The sequence below is a fragment of the Streptomyces sp. NPDC005195 genome, assembly GCF_040608315.1.
GTDB classification, from domain to species: domain Bacteria; phylum Actinomycetota; class Actinomycetes; order Streptomycetales; family Streptomycetaceae; genus Streptomyces; species Streptomyces kaempferi.
The window spans coordinates 1-18,667 of the sequence record NZ_JBEXHZ010000069.1 but is presented as its reverse complement, the minus strand read 5'-3'; the positions used below and the strand labels follow the sequence as shown (position 1 = coordinate 18,667).

Annotated in this window: 12 protein-coding genes and 2 pseudogenes; 11 read left to right on the top strand and 3 right to left on the bottom strand. The window is 69.1% G+C overall.

The features are described 5' to 3' along the window. Window positions 1-278: 278 nt before the first annotated feature. On the bottom strand, window positions 279-1,493 hold the full coding sequence (locus ABZV34_RS33380; RefSeq protein ID WP_356285107.1) for an IS110 family transposase: 1,215 nt from the start codon (window positions 1,491-1,493) through the stop codon (window positions 279-281). Between the two features lie 527 nt (window positions 1,494-2,020). Between ABZV34_RS33380 and ABZV34_RS33375 the strand changes: the two genes are divergently transcribed. Further along, complete coding sequence (locus ABZV34_RS33375; protein WP_356285104.1) at window positions 2,021-3,103, top strand: IS110 family transposase; 1,083 nt, start codon at window positions 2,021-2,023, stop codon at window positions 3,101-3,103. Here the strand turns inward: ABZV34_RS33375 and ABZV34_RS33370 are convergent. Together ABZV34_RS33370 and ABZV34_RS33365 are read right to left on the bottom strand one after the other, a co-directional pair. Beyond that, a complete protein-coding gene (locus ABZV34_RS33370) occupies window positions 3,028-3,726 on the bottom strand; it encodes a DNA cytosine methyltransferase (protein ID WP_356285101.1) in 699 nt (232 codons plus the stop codon). The two genes, ABZV34_RS33375 and ABZV34_RS33370, sit on opposite strands and share 76 nt — an antisense overlap. Window positions 3,727-3,732: 6 nt before the next feature. After that, the gene (locus tag ABZV34_RS33365) at window positions 3,733-4,722 is read right to left on the bottom strand and encodes a carbohydrate kinase (RefSeq protein WP_356285098.1); all 990 of its coding nucleotides are present in this window, start codon (window positions 4,720-4,722) and stop codon (window positions 3,733-3,735) included. 347 nt (window positions 4,723-5,069) lie between these two features. Here ABZV34_RS33365 and ABZV34_RS33360 point away from each other — a divergent pair. The 10 genes and pseudogenes from ABZV34_RS33360 to ABZV34_RS33315 all read left to right on the top strand — a co-directional run. Continuing rightward, window positions 5,070-6,070: pseudogene (locus tag ABZV34_RS33360) on the top strand (aldo/keto reductase family protein). 259 nt (window positions 6,071-6,329) lie between these two features. After that, window positions 6,330-7,352, top strand: coding sequence for a LacI family DNA-binding transcriptional regulator (locus ABZV34_RS33355; protein WP_356285095.1), 1,023 nt, complete (start codon window positions 6,330-6,332; stop codon window positions 7,350-7,352). A gap of 74 nt (window positions 7,353-7,426) precedes the next feature. Further along, complete coding sequence (locus ABZV34_RS33350; RefSeq protein WP_356285092.1) at window positions 7,427-9,109, top strand: ABC transporter substrate-binding protein; 1,683 nt, start codon at window positions 7,427-7,429, stop codon at window positions 9,107-9,109. Window positions 9,110-9,195: 86 nt separating this feature from the next. Beyond that, the gene (locus ABZV34_RS33345; protein WP_356285089.1) at window positions 9,196-10,173 is read left to right on the top strand and encodes an ABC transporter permease; all 978 of its coding nucleotides are present in this window, start codon (window positions 9,196-9,198) and stop codon (window positions 10,171-10,173) included. A gap of 14 nt (window positions 10,174-10,187) precedes the next feature. After that, window positions 10,188-11,108, top strand: a complete 921-nt coding sequence (locus ABZV34_RS33340) for an ABC transporter permease (RefSeq protein WP_356285086.1) — start codon at window positions 10,188-10,190, stop codon at window positions 11,106-11,108. 3 nt (window positions 11,109-11,111) lie between these two features. After that, window positions 11,112-12,065 (top strand): ABC transporter ATP-binding protein, encoded by a 954-nt coding sequence (locus tag ABZV34_RS33335; protein ID WP_356285083.1) that lies wholly within the window; start codon window positions 11,112-11,114, stop codon window positions 12,063-12,065. Next, the gene (locus ABZV34_RS33330; RefSeq protein WP_356285080.1) at window positions 12,062-13,105 is read left to right on the top strand and encodes an ATP-binding cassette domain-containing protein; all 1,044 of its coding nucleotides are present in this window, start codon (window positions 12,062-12,064) and stop codon (window positions 13,103-13,105) included. The genes ABZV34_RS33335 and ABZV34_RS33330 overlap by 4 nt, the downstream gene beginning before the upstream one ends. After that, window positions 13,102-14,634: a glycoside hydrolase family 32 protein gene (locus ABZV34_RS33325; RefSeq protein ID WP_356285077.1), complete on the top strand. Its 1,533-nt coding sequence runs from the start codon at window positions 13,102-13,104 to the stop codon at window positions 14,632-14,634. The genes ABZV34_RS33330 and ABZV34_RS33325 overlap by 4 nt, the downstream gene beginning before the upstream one ends. A gap of 63 nt (window positions 14,635-14,697) precedes the next feature. Next, window positions 14,698-18,270: a glycoside hydrolase family 32 protein gene (locus ABZV34_RS33320; RefSeq protein ID WP_356285074.1), complete on the top strand. Its 3,573-nt coding sequence runs from the start codon at window positions 14,698-14,700 to the stop codon at window positions 18,268-18,270. 160 nt (window positions 18,271-18,430) lie between these two features. Continuing rightward, window positions 18,431-18,667 (top strand): annotated as a pseudogene (locus ABZV34_RS33315) (SAM-dependent methyltransferase); the annotation flags it as partial.

The following is an 18,667-nucleotide window of genomic DNA, read 5'->3' as shown; positions in this document are numbered from 1 at the left end:
CGGCAGGAACCTCACGAGCCATCCGATCCGGCGTCCTACGGAGACGCTACGAGCGGCCAACTCGACCGCGCTCCGCTACAGCCATACAAGTCGGACCCTCAGTTGACGCACGGGCAACAAAGAAGGTGTTCCCCCCAAGAGTCGGGCCCTGGCTGAAGCCTCGCCCAGTTCAAGGTCTCCGACGATTGTCCGCCCCAACACTTCTGCAAGGAGCGGGGGGGGTGTCTCTATGTCCTTCGTCAAGGACGTGGCGTCGGATTTGCGGCTGTTCGGGATGGTCATGCGGCGAGGGTGCTGGTGGGGGTCCGGGATTCGTAGAAGGTGCCGTCGCGGAGCATGGCGGACAGGACGCTGATGCGTTGGCGGGCGAGGCGGAGGAGGGCTTGGGTGTGGGTTTTGCCTCGGGCTCTTTGCCGGTCGTAGTAGGTGCGTGAGGCGGGGGCGGCGTTCATGCAGGCGAAGGCGGAGAGGAACATGGCGCGTTTGAGCTGCCGGTTTCCGCCGCGTGGTGCGTGTTCGCCGTGGATCGAGGTCCCCGACGACCTGGTCGTGGGGGCGAGGCCGGCGTAGGCGGCGAGGTGGGCTGCGCTGGGAAAGCCGCTTCCGTCGCCGACGGTGACCAGCAGGACGGCTGCGGTCCTGACCCCGACTCCCGGCATCGAGGTCAGGACCGGGTGAAGAGGGTGAGCCTTCAGCAGGGTGCTGATCTGGGCTTCCAGGGCCCGGCGCTGTTCGTGGACCGCGGCGAGCGAGCGGGCCAGCGACGGGATGACCACGTCGAGAGTGCCCGTGCCCGGGACCACGACGGTCTGCTCGTCGAGGGCATCGAAGACGTCGTCGATCAGCCGGGCGGCCATGCGCGGGGCCTTGGGACGGATCACCTCGACGAGTCTGCGGCGACCGGCTTTTCGCAGAGCGGCCGGGGAGCCGTATCGCTCGAGGAGCCAGGTGACGGCGGGGTGGTCCAGTCGCGGTCCGAGCACGCGTTCCAGCGAGGGGTGGAACTGGGTGAGCAGGCCGCGTATCCGGTTGCTGGTGCGGGTCGCTTCGGCCGCGAGGTCCTGGTCGAAGCCGGTCAGCACGGTGAGCTCGGCGGTGAGTTCGTCGGTCAGTTCCAGCGAACGCAGAATGTGAGGCATTGTCCGGGCCGCGTCTGCGATCACCACGGCGTCCTTTGCGTCTGTTTTCGCCTCTCCCGGGTAGAGGTCGGCGATCCGGCGCATCGCGAGTCCGGGCAGGTAGGCGACCTCGCAGCCCGTGTCGCGGGCGACGGTCAGGGGCAGGGCGCCGATCGAGGCGGGCTGGTCGACGATCACCAGGACGGTGCCGAACTTGGCCCTGAGCTTGTCGAAGGCTGCCCGCAGCTTCGGCTCACTGTTGGGCATCGGCTTGTCGAAGACCTTCTTCCCGTCCGGCGTGAGTCCGTGGCCGTGGTGAGATGTCTTGCCGACGTCCATCCCGAGGAAGACGCCCACGCCTTCGGTGTCTAACATCGCACCCTTTCCTGGTGGTTGGCCTTGCCGGCCATGGCGGTGGCACCGTGCTCGCGCATCCACGTTATGCAGACCTGCCGCCCGCAGGCTGCCCGGCATTGCGCCAGGCCGGACGGTGGCCGGGTCTCTCATCAGCGTCTCCGACGGCACCCCTCGGGCCCGGCGACACCACCCCCCAGGTCATCCGTTCGACAGAGGGGACACAGTCATACCGGGCCCGGAGGCCAGCGGCCCCATTGCAGGACCGCGAAAAACATAACTGTGAGAGTTCTTCTGCGGCCCGGGATGGGTTGCTGCCAGGCTCGGCGCCGATGATCCGGCATGACTCGAAACATAACTGGCGCCCCGTCAGGGGCTGTCGTTCCCCCGAGATGTCTGCCGGACATCGGCGTCGAGCCTGGCCCACCCGTTGGCTTGATCAGCAGCTTGTCCGCCTTGCGGCGTGACTCATCACAGTTCCGCCACGCGGTGACTCCATCCAGGCGGACGCCGACGACAGCCGTCCGCCCATCAAGGAGAACAACCGCGTGGCCATCCTCGCAGAACAGGTCGACGGCGTCATCGGCGTCGATACCCACCGGGACACCCTCGCCGCAGCGGCGGTCAGCCCCATCGGCGCAGTCCTGGCCAGCACTGACTCCCCGGCCAACGCCCGCGGCTACCGACGCCTGCTGGACTTCGCCCGTCAGCACGTCCCGGGACGCCGATGCTGGGCTCTGGAAGGCATCGGCAGCTACGGCGCCGGACTCGCTTGCTTCCTCAGCCAGGCCGGCGAGCAGGTCGTCGAGGTCTGTCGGCCCAAGCGGGCCTCCAACCGGGGCGGACGCAAGACCGACATGCTCGACGCCATCCGGGCCGCGAAGGAGGCTCTGGCCTCCGAGCACCTCATCCAGCCCCGGCTCCGCGGAGAGCGCGAGGCACTGCGAGTTCTTCTCGCCACCCGCCAGGGCGCGGTCCTCGCCTCCACCGCAGCGATCAACCAGCTCAAAGCCCTGATCGTCTCCGCCCCGGACGGCCTCCGCGCCGAACTGCGGAAACTCAAGCGCCCGGCCCAGGTCACCTACTGCGCCCAGCTCCGAGACCGCCCGGCCCAAGACCTCGAGCACCGAATGACAGCACGGGCCCTGCGGTCCACCGCCCAACGCATCCAGTCCCTGCAGGCCGAGGCCAAAGACCTCGAGAAGGAGATCCTCACCCTGGTCAGAGAGGCCGCCCCAGAGCTCCTCGCCCTGCTCGGCATCGGGCCGATCACCGCTGCTCAGATCCTGGTCAGCTGGTCCCACCAGGGCCGGTTCCGCTCGGAGGCCGCCTTCGCGTCCTTCGCCGGCGTCTCGCCGATTCCCGCCTCATCCGGACTCACCAACCGCCACCGCCTCAACCGCAGCGGCGATCGGCAGCTCAACCGGGCGATGCACACGATCACTTTGATCCGTATGCGGCACGACTCCGACACGAAGGCGTACGTCGCCCGCAGAATCACCGAGGGAAAGACCTCCCGCGACGCGCAGCGATGCCTCAAGCGCGTCATCTGCCGTCAGATCTTCAAGATCCTCGAACGGACTGACCGAACCAAGATCGAAAGCATCAAGGAACTTACACAAGCTGCTTGACACGACATAGCAGCCTCGGGGGTCGCGTTGCCCACCATCCGTCGGCCGGCACGAAACGGGTGTTCGATGCGCCATTCGTCAGGGAAGGTCTGCAAGCGCATCTGCTCCCGCACGGACAGAGGCCGATTGTCCCAGTGGAACGGCCCGGTGCTCGGTCCGGGGGACGCAGGCAAGGTCCATGACGGCCGATCCTTGGCCAACTTCAGCAGAAACGACCAGTATCGGGTCCGCCAGCCGAAGAGTTCCTCCCCGTCACCACGGGCCGTGAGATAAAGGTAGTTGCCCCCTTCGGGGATGGAAGGCAACAACGCCGCCCATTGCCCTGTTGCGGGAGGCTTCTCGTTCTCTTCGAGATCCCAGAGCACATCCCAGGCCCGCATCGGGTTGTCCGCATGCGTGGCCTCCGGTAGATGGACCTCCGCACCGTCCCGGTAGGCGATGCCGATGGCCCGGCGCCGGTGCTGTGGTACCCCGAAGTTGGCCGCGTCGACGACCTGGGCCACCAGCTGGTAGGAAGTGCCATGCCGGTCATTGACGCCCGCGAGTCCCTCCTCGATGACCTCGGAGGCGTTGTCTCTGCCTCTCAGGAATCCCTCGACATTCCATGGCGCGGGAACGGGCACGTGCGTTCAGACGTGGAACAGGAGCCGTTCGACGCCGGCCTTCAGCGCCGCTTCGTCCGCCCAGGGCGGGTTTGCGCCGGGGACGGAGCAGGTCTGGGCGGCGACGCAGGCAGCGAAGGCGCAGGCTTGGGTGACGTCTTCGAGGCTCAGCCCTTCGAGCCGGCCGCCGAGGTGGCCGAGGGCGGTGAGACGGTGCAGCAGACCTGCGGTGAAGGAGTCCCCGGCGCCGACAGTGTCGGCGACGTCGACGGCCGGGGCCGGGACGGTGACACGGAGGCCGTCGAGGGAGGCGAGAGCGCCGCGTGAGCCGAGGGTGATGACGACGAGGCGCGCGCCGGCGGCGTGCCAGGTGTCGCACGCCTCTTCGGGGCCGACGCCAGGGAGGAGCAAGCCCAGGTCGTCCTCGCTGAGGCGGAGGATGTCGGCGAGGGCGCACCAGCGTGGGAGCCGTTCCCGGTAGGCGGAGGGCGGTACGAGCAGGGGGCGGACGTTGGGGTCGATGGACACGGTGACGTGTTCGCGTGCCTTGGCGAGGTGGTCCTCGATGCGGCTGCCGCCGGGTTGGCGTATCAGTGCCAGGGAGCCGGTGTGCAGGCAGACGGTGCCGTCGTGTTGGGTGGCGGAGAGTTCGTCGGCGGTCCACTGCCAGTCGGCGGCGCTGTCGGCGTGGAAGGTGTAGGTGGCCTGGCCGGTCTCATCGAGTGTGGCGACGGCGAGGGTGCTGGGCTCGGGGGCGGTCACGCTGCCGCTCAGGTCGACACCGGAGTCGCTGAGGCGGTTACGGAAGAGCGTGCCGAAGACGTCATGGGAGAGCCGCGCGAGGAAGCGGGTGGGGGTGCCGAGCCGGGCGAGGGCGACGGCGGTGTTGGCGGGGCCGCCTCCCGGCAGGACGCGCAGGGCGAGTTCCCCCGGGCCGGACAGGGCGGGGGCGGTGAAGGCGTCCGCGACGCACTCACCGAGAACGGTGACACCGCTGGGTGACTCGAGTCGAGCCATGGTGACGGTCTGCCTCTCTGGGAATGCGCGCGGAGCTGCCGCGATCCGCGCGTGGGTTTCGGCCGGTGCCCGGCGGCCCGGGCGTACGTACGGGCGAAGGACACCGGGCGGCGGCCTGATGCAGCCCATGCCTAGGCATTGACATGCGGTGCGAAACGCCCGTAACTTCCTCGCAACCTAGCACTAACGCGCGTTATTAAAGCGCGAAACTGGAGGCAATGTCACGCCTCCGCCGGCCGCAGGGGACGGGGAAGTGGCCACGGTAGGGACAAGCCGTGTGGCCATGAGCGAGGTGCGGGTGCCTTGCTGACCACGGTCTCCTTCGTCCTCAGAAAGGGACGCCGAACATGGACTATCGCCATCTGGGCGGCAGCGGCATGCTGGTCAGCGCCATCGCCTACGGGAACTGGGTCACCCACGGCTCGCAGGTCGACCAGGACGCGGCCACGGCCTGTGTACGCGCCGCTCTCGACGCCGGCATCACCACCTTCGACACCGCTGACGCGTACGCGGAGACCCGGGCGGAGGAGGCACTGGGCGCCGCCCTCAAGGGCGTGCGCCGTGAGGGTGTCGAGATCTGCACCAAGGTGTACTTCCCGACCGGGCCGGGGAAGAACGCCCGCGGTCTGTCCCGCAAGCACATCATGGAGTCGATCAACGGCTCGCTGCGCCGCCTGGGCACGGACTACGTGGACCTGTACCAGGCTCACCGCTACGACTACGCCACTCCGCTCGAGGAGACGATGGAGGCCCTCGCCGATGTCGTCCACGCGGGCAAGGCGCACTACATCGGCGTCTCGGAGTGGAAGCCGCAGGAGATCAGGGCGGCGGCGCAGCTGGCGCGGGAACTGAAGATCCGCCTGGTGTCCAACCAGCCGCAGTACTCCCTGCTGTGGCGCGTGATCGAGCCGGAGATCGTCCCGCTCTGCCAGGAGCTGGGCATCGGACAGATCGTGTGGTCCCCGCTCGCCCAGGGTGTGCTGACGGGCAAGTGCAAGCCGGGGCAGCAACCTCCGTCCGGTTCCCGCGCCACCGACACGAACGGCGGCAGCGACGCGGTGGCCGGATGGATGCGCGACGAGGTCCTGACCAGGGTCCAGGAGCTGGTTCCTCTTGCTGCTCTGAAGCAGGCATGTCCCTGACGACGCTGAGCCTGGCGTGGGTGCTGCGCAACACGAATGTCTCGGCGGCCGTCGTCGGAGCGTCCCGGCCCGAGCAGGTCGTCGAGAACGCCAAGGCTGCGGACGTCACGCTGGACGACGAATTGGTCAGGCGCGTGGACAAGATCCTCGAACCCGTCGTCGAGCGGGACCCCGAGCGCATCGACGTGTTCGTCGACCGGCCGTGAGCCCGCAGCCGCCGGGGACACGGCGGCGAGTCCACAGCCATGCCGTCGCCTTGAGGGCCGCCCTCCCGAGGCGTCACCCAGCCTCCAGCGACGGCACCGAGAAGGCGTCTCATTCCTATCCCTCTTCGTTACCCGGCGATGTATTGACATGGCGCAGAAGGCGGCCGTAACTTCCCAGCAATGCAGAAGTAACGCGCGTTATTAAAGCGCGAAACCGGAGGGGTCTCGGCGCACCTCCACCGACCGAAGGGGACTGAAAGTGGCCACCAACAAGACGCAGCGCGTGACCATGAGCGATGTGGCTCGCCGCGTGGGTGTCTCGCGGACCACGGTCTCCTTCGTCCTCAACGACAAGCCCGGCGCAACCATCCCTGACGAGACCCGTCGGCGGATCCTGGAGGCGATCGACGAGCTCGGCTACCGGCCCAACGCCGGGGCGCGGGCGCTGGCCGCGAACCGCAGCGGATGGTTCGGGCTGATCACCGAGATCGTGACCGGCCCGTTCGCGGGGGAGGTGATCACGGGCGCTCAGAGCCGCGCCTGGGGTGACCGGAGGTTCCTGCTGATCGCCGCGAGCGAGGGCGATCCCGCCCAGGAAGCTGCCGCGCTCGACCAGATGCTGGAGCACCGCGTTGAAGGGCTGCTGTACGCCACGACCTGGCATCGGGCCGTCTCGCTCCCCAAGGCCGTCCGGGAGGTGCCGACGGTGCTCGTGAACTGCTACGACGCGGCAGGAGAGCTGCCGTGCATTCTGCCCGACGAGGTGTCCGGCGGATACAAGGCGACCCGCCGGCTCCTGGACGCCGGTCACACCCGAGTCGGGTTCATCAACCTCGACCCGGCGATCCCGGCCGCCATCGGCAGGCGCGAGGGCTATGAGCGCGCCCTGCGCGAGGCCGGGATCACCCCCGACCCGTCCCTCGTCATCCCCGGATGGGCCACCGCGGACGGCGCCTACACCGCCGCCTGCGAACTGCTGGACCGCCCGGCCGCCGACCGGCCGACCGCGCTGTTCTGCGGCAACGACCGGATGGCGATGGGTGCGTACGACGCGATCAAGGAACGTGGGCTGCGCATCCCGCACGACGTGGCCGTGGTGGGGTTCGACAACCAGGAACTCATCGCCGCCTATCTGCGGCCGAAGCTGACGACGCTCGCCCTGCCCTTCGAAGCCATGGGCACCAAGGGCGTCGACATGCTCGCCGCTCTCGCAGCGGGGCAGCCGCTCGACACCCATCGGGTGACGATCGACTGCCCGCTGCTCGAACGCTCGTCGGTCTGACTGCGAATCAGTCCGCCGAGTAATCCCATCCCGTCTTCGTCCTGTGTGTTGAAGAGAGGAAAAGAGTCTCCATTATGGCACCCTCCCGCATACCTTCACGGCGGCCCCGAGCCGTCCTCAGAGCGGTCACCGCGATCGCCGCCGCGGCCCTGGTCCTGTCCGCCTGTACGGGTGGCTCGGGCTCATCCGGCGCCGGTGACACGTCCGGCAACCAGCTGCTCACCATCCCGCGCGAGGATCTGGCGACGTTCACGCGCAACTTCAACCCGCTCTCCCCGCAGGCCGCCCCCATGACCCTCCAGGCGGTCTACGAGCCGCTGGCGGTACACAGCATGGCCGACGCCAAGGACACGCCGTGGCTGGCCACCAAGTGGGAGCAGGCCAAGGACGGCAAGTCCCTCACCTTCACGCTGCGCGACGGCGTCAAGTGGTCGGACGGCCAGGCGCTCACCGCCGACGACGTCGTCTACACCTTCGAGCTCCAGAAGAAGGTGCTCGGTGGCTTCGACTACCTTGACAAGGTCACCGCGGTCGACGCCCACACGGTGAAGTTCTCCTTCAACAAGGCGTTCTCGACCGCCTTCTACGAGATCAGCGGCCACTACATCCTGCCGAAGCACATCTGGTCCAAGGTGAAGGACCCGGCGAAGTTCACCAACCCGAACCCGGTCGGCACCGGCCCGTACACCAAGATCGAGAAGTTCCAGAGCCAGTCGTACGAGCTGCGCAAGAACCCCGACTACTGGCAGCCGGACAAGCAGCAGATCGCCGGCATCCAGATGCTCGCCTTCTCCGGCAACGACAGCGCCAACATCGCCTTCACCAACGGCGAGGTGGACTGGACGCAGTCGTTCATCCCGGACATCGAGAAGTCCTTCGTCGCCAAGGACAAAAAGCACAACCACTACTGGTTCCCGGCCACCGGCGCCATGATCAACTGGCAGCTGAACACCACCAAGGCTCCGTTCAACGACCCGGCCGCGCGCAAGGCGCTCAGCATGGCGGTAGACCGCGACCAGATCACCAAGGTCGCGATGAACGGCTACGCCGAACCCGCCGACTGCACGGGCCTGGCCCACACCTACGACAAGTGGCGTGACACGTCGCTGGCCGCCTCCTGCACCTGGACGAAGTACGACACCGACGCGGCAGCCAAGGCCCTGGATGCGGCCGGCTATAAGGAGAGCGGCGGCAAGCGGAAGCTGAAGACCGGCAAGGACTTCACCCTCGACATCTCCGTCGGCTCCGCCTCCTCCGACTGGATCTCGGTCGCCAACATCATCAAGCAGGACCTCGCGAAGGTCGGCATCACCGCCACCGTGAAGACGCCCGACTGGTCGGCGGTCTCGTCCTCGTACAACACCGGCACCTTCGACACCGGCATCGTGTGGAGCAATAACGGCGCCACCCCGTACGAGTACTACCGGGGCGTGATGTCGACCAAGATGGTGCAGCCGGTCGGCAAGCAGGCCACGGAGAACTACCACCGCTTCGGCGACAAGAAGGCCGACAAGCTCATCGACGCCTTCGCCGCCGCCACGGACGAGAAGACGCAGCGCGAGCAGACGAACGGCCTGCAGGAGCTGTACAACGAGGACGCGCCCGTCGTCCCGCTGTTCACCGGCCCCGAGTGGGGCGCGTACACGGACGCCCGCTTCACCGGCTGGCCCACCGAAGAGAACCCGTACGCCACCCTCGGCAACCGCAACGGCAGCACGATCCTCGTGCTCACCTCGCTGAAGCCCGTCAAGAGCTGACGCACGGATCGGCGGCCGTCCTCCTCCCCGGACGGCCGCTCCCCCCCCCCCGCACCCCCGCACCCCCTACGACAGGAGCACGACCCGTGCGTCTCATCCTGCGCAACCTGGGGTTCTATCTGCTCGCCTTCTGGGCCTCCCTCACCCTGAACTTCGTGCTCCCGCGCTTCATGCCGGGCGACCCGGTCTCCCGGATGTTCGCGCAGGCCCAGGGCACGATGCAGCCCGACCAGATAGCCCAGTTGCGGAAACTCTTCGGCCTCGACCACCGCCCCCTGTGGGAGCAGTACCTCAGCTACGTCAAGAGCGTCTTCACCGGCGACCTCGGCATCTCCATCACCCGCTTCCCCACCCCGGTCACCGACGTGATCGGCTCGCAGATCGGCTGGACCCTGCTCCTCGGTGGCGTCGCGCTCGTCATCGCGGCCGTGCTCGGCAACCTGCTGGGCATCGTCGCCGCCTGGCGGCGCGGCGGCGTCCTCGACTCCGCCTTCCCGCCCCTGCTGATCTTCGTCGGCTCGTTCCCCTACTTCTGGCTGGCCATGGGCGCGCTGTACCTGTTCGGGGTGAGCCTCGGCTGGTTCCCCATGCGGCACGCCTACGACGTCGGACTGACCCCCGGCTTCAACGGCGAATTCCTCTCCAACGTCGCCACCCACCTGGTGCTGCCCGCGCTGACCATCGTGCTGGTCTCCATCGGCGGCTGGATGCTCGGCATGCGCAACACCATGATCGCCACAGCGGCCGAGGACTACATCACCATGGCCGAGGCCAAGGGGCTCAGCCCCTCGCGGATCATGTTCCGCTACGCCGCCCGCAACGCGTTGCTCCCCTCCGTCACCAATTTCGGCATGGCGCTCGGCTTCGTCGTCGGCGGCGCGCTGCTCACCGAGGTCGTGTTCGCCTACCCCGGCATCGGCTACCAGCTGCTGATGGCCGTCCAGGGCCTGGACTACCCGCTGATGCAGGGCATCTTCCTGACGATCACGGCGGCGGTGCTGATCGCGAACTTCCTCGTCGACCTCGTCTACGTCCGCCTCGACCCGCGCGTCCGCGTCCGCTGAAGGGGGCTGCCGACATGACCGCCATCGGGATCGCGACGGCCACCACGCCGACCACCCCCGCACGCACCTCCCGCCGACGCGGACTGGTGCGCCAGCTCATCGACAGCAAGAAGGCGTTGACCGGGCTGATCCTGCTCGCCGTCTTCGCGCTGCTGGCCCTGTTCGCACCCGTCCTCGCACCGGGCGACCCGTCGCTCATCAACTCCACGGGCAGCCAGGCCCCCTCGGCCGCACACTGGCTCGGTACGACCGCCAAGGGTCAGGACGTGCTCGCCCTCACCCTGTGGGGTGCGCGCAGTTCGCTCTTCGTCGGGTTCACCGTGGGGCTCGTGGCGACGGGCGTCGCCATCGTCGTCGGCCTCGCCGCCGCGTACTTCGGCCGCATCGTGGACGACGCGCTGACCCTGGTCACCAACATCTTCCTGCTGCTGCCTGGCCTGCCGCTGCTCATCATCCTGGCCGCGTTCCTGCCGCCCGGGACCTCCACCGTGATCCTGGTGCTCGTCGTCACCGGCTGGGCGGGCTCGGCCCGGGTCCTGCGGGCGCAGGCCAAGTCGATCCGGGGCAAGGACTTCGTGGCCGCGGCCGTCGTCACCGGGGAGCGCCCGCTGCGGATCATGTTCCGCGAGATCCTGCCCAACATGGCGTCCGTGGTGATGACCACGCTGCTCGGCTGCGTGATCTTCGGCATCGGCGCCCAGGCCGGCCTGGAGTTCCTCGGCCTCGGCGACAGCAGCGTCGTCAGCTGGGGCACCAACCTGTACTGGGCCAGCAACGACGGCGCGCTGATGACCGGCACGTGGTGGGCCTTCGTCCCCTCCGGACTGTGCATCGCGCTCGTCGCCTTCACGCTCGCGCTGGTCAACTACGCGGTCGACGAGATCACCAACCCGAGGCTGCGCAACCGCCGTGCCCGACGTGAGAGGAGGGGCTGAGCCATGGAACCCGTACTTGAGGTGAGCGGCCTGCGCGTCGAATACCGCGGCGACGGACGCACCGTCGTGGGCGCCGACGACGTCTCCTTCTCCATCGGCGCCGGAGAGATCTTCGGCCTCGCCGGTGAGTCCGGCTGCGGCAAGTCGACCATCGCCAACGCGGTGATGCGGCTGCTGAAGCCCCCGGCGGAGATCACCGCCGGCAGCATCCGCTTCCAGGGCAGGGACGTCCTCGCCCTGGACCCACGGGAGCTGCGCGCCTTCCGGTGGCGGGAGATCGCCATGGTCTTCCAGTCGGCGATGAACTCCCTCAACCCCGTCCTGACCATCGGCGAGCAGATCGTCGACATCTTCACCACCCACGAGAAGCTGAAGAAGCGGCTCGCGCGGGAGCGGGCCGGCGAGCTGCTTCAGCTGGTCGGCATCGACCCGGGAAGGCTGAAGGCGTACCCGCACCAGCTCTCCGGCGGCATGCGCCAGCGCGTGGTCATCGCCATGGCCGTCGCACTCCACCCCCGGCTGCTGATCATGGACGAGCCGACCACCGCGCTCGACGTGGTCGTGCAGCAGGAGATCATGGCGCAGATCCGCGACCTCCAGCGGGAGCTGGGCTTCTCCATCCTCTTCATCACCCACGACATGTCCCTGATGATCGAGCTGTCGGACCGCATGGGCGTGATGTACGGCGGACGGATCGTCGAACTCGCCGACGCCAAGGACCTGTTCGCGGGGCCGCTCCACCCCTACACCAAGGCGCTGATGAACGCCTTCCCGCCGCTGACAGGCCCGCGCCAAGAGCTCACCGGCCTCTTCGACGCCCCGCGCACCGCCGACAGCTGCGGCTTCCACGTCCGCTGTCCCGAGGACCGCTCGGACTGCTCCATGAACATCCCCGACCTGCGCGAGATCGCCCCCAGCCGGTGGGTGGCCCAGAGTGCCCAGGGAGCCCCCCGATGACCCAGCCCCTGCTGTCCGTACGCGGTCTGACCAAGGACTTCCAGGTCGGCACCGTCTTCTCCCAGCGCCGCGTCCGTGCCGTCAACGACGTGTCCTTCGACCTGCCGGCCGGCCGGATCACCGCCCTGGTCGGCGAGTCCGGCAGCGGCAAGTCCACCATCGCCCGCTGCCTCGCCCGCCTCGAACAGCCCTCCGCCGGACAGGTACTGCTCGACGGCCAGGACATCCTGCGCACCGAGCCGCGCCGGGCATCACGGGCATACCGCCGCAAGGTCCAGATGGTCTTCCAGGACCCCTTCGGCTCACTCAACCCCGTCCACCGCATCGAGCACTTCCTCACCCGGGCCCTCGTCCTGCACGGCCACTCCGCCACACCAGAGGCGCTGCGCGAGCTGATAAAAACGGTTGGCCTGACCGAGGACATGCTCCAGTCCTACCCGCACGAACTCTCCGGCGGCCAGCGTCAGCGCGTCTCCATCGCTCGCGCGTTGGCGGTGGACCCGCGCCTCATCCTGGCCGACGAACCGACGTCGATGCTGGACGTCTCCGTGCGCGTCGGCGTGCTCAACCTGATGCGGCGCCTGCGCGACGAGCGGAACATCGCCATGCTCTACATCACCCACGACCTGGGCTCCGCCCGCTACCTCGCGGACACCACCATGGTCATGTTCGCCGGCGAACTCGTTGAGGGCGGGGACGCGTTGGCGGTGATGGACGCCCCCGCCCACCCCTACACCCGCCTACTGCTGTCCGCCGTACCCGACCCCGAACGGGCCGACAGCTACGACCCCGTCGAGCGCGCCAGGCTCCGCGAGGCGATCCTCAACCCCACGTCCTGCCCCTACGGCGACGACGGCGCGTGCAGCCGCACCGAGCCCGTCCGCCACATCGTCGGTGAAGACGACGGACAGCCCCACTGGGTGCGCTGCCATCTGCGCGCACCCGCCTCCGACATCGCCCGCCGCGTCCTGAATGCCACCGACCGGCCGGACGGCGAGGCCACCGACGACACCGAGAAAGCGGAGACCACCGCCGCATGACCCACGACCTCACCCTTTCCTCCGGCACTCCCGTCGCCGAGGGGCTGGCCGAACGCGCCCTGCGCGACCCCCACCGCCCCCGCTTCCACTTCACCTCGCCCGGCGGCTGGCTCAACGACCCCAACGGGCTGAGTCACTGGAACGGCGTCTACCACCTCTTCTACCAGTACAACCCGCTCGCCGCCGCCCACCACCGCATCCACTGGGGCCACGCCACCAGTACCGACCTCGTGCACTGGGCCGATGAGCCAGTCGCCCTGGTGCCAGGCTCGGACGGCCCGGACCGCGATGGCTGTTGGTCCGGTGTCCTGGTGGACGACGGGGGAGTGCCGACGCTCGTCTACTCGGGCAGGCACGGAGACCACGAACTCCCCTGCGTGGCCAGGGGATCGGCCGACCTGCGGTACTGGACCAAAGACCAGGCCAACCCGGTCATCACCGCCCCGCCCGAGGGCGTCGACATCACGGCCTTCCGCGACCACTGCGTCTGGCGGGAGGGCCAGGTGTGGCGCCAGCTGGTGGGCTCGGGCATCCGGGGCGTCGGCGGAACGGCCTTCCTGTACGAATCCGACGACCTGCGCAGTTGGCGCTACGTCGGCCCCCTGCTGACCGGCGACGCCTCGCAGAACCAGGGCGAGCTCGACTGGACCGGCACGATGTGGGAGTGCGTCGACCTCTTCCGGCTCGGCGAGGACGAGGAGGCCGGCAGCACCGACGTGCTGGTCTTCTCCGCCTGGGACGAGGGCACCACCCACCACCCCCTGTACTGGACCGGCCGCTACCAGGGCGACACGTTCAACCCGACCGCCCTCCACCGCCTCGACTACGGCGGACGCTACTTCTACGCCCCCCAGTCCACTCGCGACGAGCACGGCCGCCGCATCATGTTCGGCTGGCTCCAGGAGGGACGGACGGACGAGGCGAACGCGCAGGCCGGCTGGTGCGGCGTGATGTCCCTGCCGAGGGTCGTCACGATCGCCACGGACGGCGGCCTGCATCAGGCCCCGGCGCCGGAGCTGACCGAGCTGCGGCGGGAGCGCGTAGAGGTGGCTCCGGGCCGGCAGGCCGACCGGTACACCCGGCTGCCCGCCGTGCGCGGGGACCAGCTGGACATCGAGACGACCCTGCGTCTCGCTCCCGGAGCGACCGCCCGGCTCGTGGTCCGCGAGACACCGGACGGCGCGGAACGCACGGTCGTGGAGGTGAGCAGGGCGCAGGACGGAACGGGCGGCACCCTCCGCCTGCGCCGCGAGACCAGCAGCCTCGACCCGACGGTCGACACCGAACCCCGTTACGGCGAACTGCCGTTGGGCACTAACGGGCGGGTCGACCTGCGCGTCCTCGTCGACCACTCCGCACTCGAGGTCTTCGCCAACGGGCGTGCTCTCACCGCGCGCATCTACCCCACCCGGGCCGACGAGGCCGTGGGCGTCGGTATCGGTGCCGACGGCGACGTGGCCCTGGAGCGGTTCGACGCCTGGCAGATGGCGTCGGCCTGCACCGACGGACCCCGGCCGCTGTGGCCGTGACGGTCTTACATACGACCACGGCCCGCGGGGTGGACGTCCCCCTGGCCATCCTCAGGAGCTGCCATGAGCGTGTCCCGCCGTACCCTCCTGCTCGCCGGAGGAACCGCCGCCACCCTGCTGCCTCTCGGAGGCATCCTCCCCGCAGCACAGGCCGCCACCCCGAGCGCCGCCGGAGCGACCCCCGCCGCCACCCCGATTCCCGACCCCATCCCCGTCGCCGGCACCTGGACCCTCACCTCCGACGGCGGCCAGAAGGCGACCGCCGACCGTCGCGGGCCCGCCCTCGCCCTGTCCGAGCAGCAACTCGCGGCCAAGGGCACGTACGCGGCCCGCGTCACGCCCCAATCCTCGTCCGCCGTAGGCGCGTTGGTGTTCCGGGCAGCCCTGGACGGCTCGACCGGATACGCGGTCGCCCTCGACCCAGGCCGCGCCCGCATTCGGCTCTACGACCTGACCGGCGGCGACACACTCGCCACCGCTCCACTTCCGGGCGCACGGACCGCAAGACCCTATGACCTCGAAGTGGCAGTCGACGGACCCGAGCTGACGGTGCATGTCGACGGCAAGCGGATCCTCCATACCGAGGACCACCGCCACGACACCGGCTCGGTGGGCCTGCTCGCCCAGGGCGGCACCGTCGCCTTCGGCCCGCCCTCCGTCTCCGCCGTCACCACCAACCTCACCGGCTGGACCACAAGCGGCGGCACCTGGACGGCGAGTCCGCTGGGCTGGCGCGCGGACCCGTCCCAGGGAACCACCACCCGCGCCGTCACCACGACCCAGGCATACGACACCGCGCTGCAGGCCGACCTGCTCCTGCACGACACCTCCGCGGTCGCCGAACTGCTGGTGCGTACCGACGAGGCGGCCACCCGCGGCTACAGCGTCCAAGTAGACCCGGGTCACAGCAGGCTGAGGCTCTACCGCATCGACGGGAACGTCACCCTCGGCACGTACACGACCACCATCAAGGCCGACGCGGTCTACCGCCTGCGCGTCGAAGCCGAGGGCACCGAACTGCGCGTGCACTGGCAGACCAACTTCCTCTCACCCGACGGCTACAGCGCCGTCATCACCGCCCAGGACTCGACCCACACGACGGGCCGACTCGCCGTCAGGGCATCGGCCGGCGCGGTGTCCTTCGAGAACATCGCCGCCGCGGACCTCGTCACCAGCGTCCAAGGCTGGACGGCCCGCTCCGGCACCTGGACCCCAGACCTGCGCGGCATCCGCGGCGAGAACGGCCTGCGGACGGCTCCCTTCACCGACGGCGACCTGGTGGCGAGAGCCGACATCACCCCGGCCGGCACCTCGTCCTCGGCCGGTCTCGTCCTGCGCGCGTCCGCGAACGGCTCCGGCGGCTACGAGGCCCGCCTGGAAGCCGGCCGGAACGCCGTCGTCCTGCTGGACCGCTCCTCCGGCGCCCGTCTCGCCTCCGCCTCCGGCCCGGTCCGGCGCATCGCGTCCGGCGGCACGTACCGCGTCGAGGCCCGCGCGACGGGCAGGACGATCGAGGTGTACGTGGACGGCGTATGGGCGCTGAAAACCCGCGTGTCCCGCACCACGGGCGCCACCTTCGGCTCCACGGCCGCGCACGGGGCGTCGTACTTCCAGAACGTCGAGGTCCGCGGCACCGCCGACTACTTCACCGAGCCGTACCGCCCCACGTACCACTACTCCCAGCTCAGCGGCTCCACCAGCGACCCCAACGGCCTGGTCCACTACGACGGCGAATACCACCTCTTCCACCAGAACCAGGGCCGCTGGGCGCACGCGGTCAGCACCGACCTCGTCCACTGGCAGGCCCTGCCGATCGCCCTGCGCTGGAACGCCTACGGCAACTGCTGGTCGGGCTCGGCGATCGTCGACGCCGACGACACCTCCGGCCTCTTCGACGGCGGCTCGGGCCTGATCGCGTACTACACCAGCTACCACCCGGACAAGCCGGGCGGAAACGCCAGCGTGCGCATCGCCTACAGCAAGGACAAGGGCCGCTCCTGGCAGTGGCACGGCGGATCGGCCCCGACCATTCAGAACCCGGGCGGCCCCGACGCCGGCTGGACGTTCCGCGACCCGAAGGTCGTCCGCGACGAGGACCACGACCAGTGGCTGATGGTGGTCTCCGGCGGCGACCACGTCCGCTTCTTCACCTCCACCGACCTGCTCACCTGGACCCAGGTCAGCTCCTTCGGTTACGGCGACTGGGTCACGCCGGGCGTCTGGGAGTGCCCCGACTTCTTCCCGCTCCAGGTCGACGGCGACGAGAACCGCGTCAAGTGGGTCCTCACCCTGAGCACGGGCGCCGTACGCGCCACGAACGGCTCGGCCGCCCAGTACTTCACCGGCGACTGGAACGGCACCAGCTTCAGCCCTGACCAGAGCGCCGGCACGACCTTGCGCGCGGACTCCGGCCGCGACTACTACGCCGCCATGTCCTACTACGGCCTGGTCGACGGCCGCCGCGTCTGGCTCGGCTGGATAAGCAACTGGGACTACCCCTTCAGCGCCCCGACCGGCGCGTGGAACGGCCAGCTCAGCATCCCGCGGGAACTGACCCTCACGGACACCGCCGACGGCGTACGCCTGGCGCAGCGCCCGATTCCGGAGCTGTCCGCTCTGCGCACGTCCACCACGACCCGCAAGGACCTCTCCGTCAGCCCCGAATCCGCGAACCCGCTCGCGGGTGTGACGGGCATCGCCTACGAAATCGAGGCCGAGATCATCCTCGGCACCGCCACGGAGATCGGCTTCAAGCTCCGCGCCGACGACGACCAGCACACGACGGTCGGATACGACGCCGAGGCGAACCAACTCTTCGTGGACCGGTCGGAAGCTGGCCTGAGCGACTTCACCCAGCACTTCGCGGGTCGCACGACCGCAGCGATGAAGCCGGCCAGCGGCCGGGTGACCCTGCGCGTGTACGTCGATTCGTCATCGGTCGAGGCATTCGGCGCAGACGGCCAGGCCGCCGTGACAAGCCTGATCTTCCCCTCCCCGGCCGCCGACAGCATGGCCTTCTACACCAAGGGCGGCACCGCGCACATCGAGTCGCTCACGGTGCACCGGCTGGAGGGCACCTACCGCCTCGTGGACCAGGTGAAGCCGCTGGTGGCCACCCCGACCGGCGGTGAATTCCGCTCGGACCTCGGCAACTTGACGATCACCCCCGCCGGCCGCTGGTCGACGGACAGCGCAGGCCGCACCGGAACCTTCGACCAGGACTCCAACGCGATCTCAGCGCGCACGGCGACGGACCTGGACCTCACCACCCTGGTCCGGCTCGGCGGCCCCGCCCCGGACACAGGCGGCGCCCTCTCCCTCCTCTGGCGCGCCTCCTCCGACGGCACCAACGCCTACTGCCTCAACATCGACCCCGACCTACGGGTGATCCGCCTGGCCGCCAAGGCCAACGGCTACTTCGACGACGGCGCCGCCCTCGCGCGCGTCCCGACCCTGGTCCGCCGCGGCACCACGTATCCGGTCCGCATCCTGGCCCAAGGCGACCGCATCCAGGTGTTCCTCAACGGCGAGCAGATCATCAACGTGACGGACACGACGTACACCAACGGACACATCGGCCTCAACGTGTTCGGAGGGCGAGCGGCGTACCAGGACACGTACGCGAAGGAACTCTGATCTCTGGTCAGGGCGACCAGCGACAATGACCGCGGAGGCTCCATCTCCGGTACCGGGCGTGGAGCCTCCGCGAGCTGGAAGGGCAATCCGCGCGGGCATGCGGACCCTCTCCCCGAGCTGCGAGATCGCCCTTCAATGCCCTACTTGATGGACTGAGTGGATGAAGATTCTGTCGCCTCGCGCGCTGCGGGCTCTTGAACAGTTCAATGCCGCCTACCCCTGGGATCACAACGCCCACTACCACCGCTGGATCCTGCGGCAGCTGCCGAGACGCTTCAACCGGGCCCTGGACATCGGCTCTGGGAGTGTGGTGATCAGGCAGACCGTCTCGCGCTCAGCGTCCACTCCCCGGTCAGTGACCTCGTACTCCACCACCCGCACGATCCGCGCCAGGGCC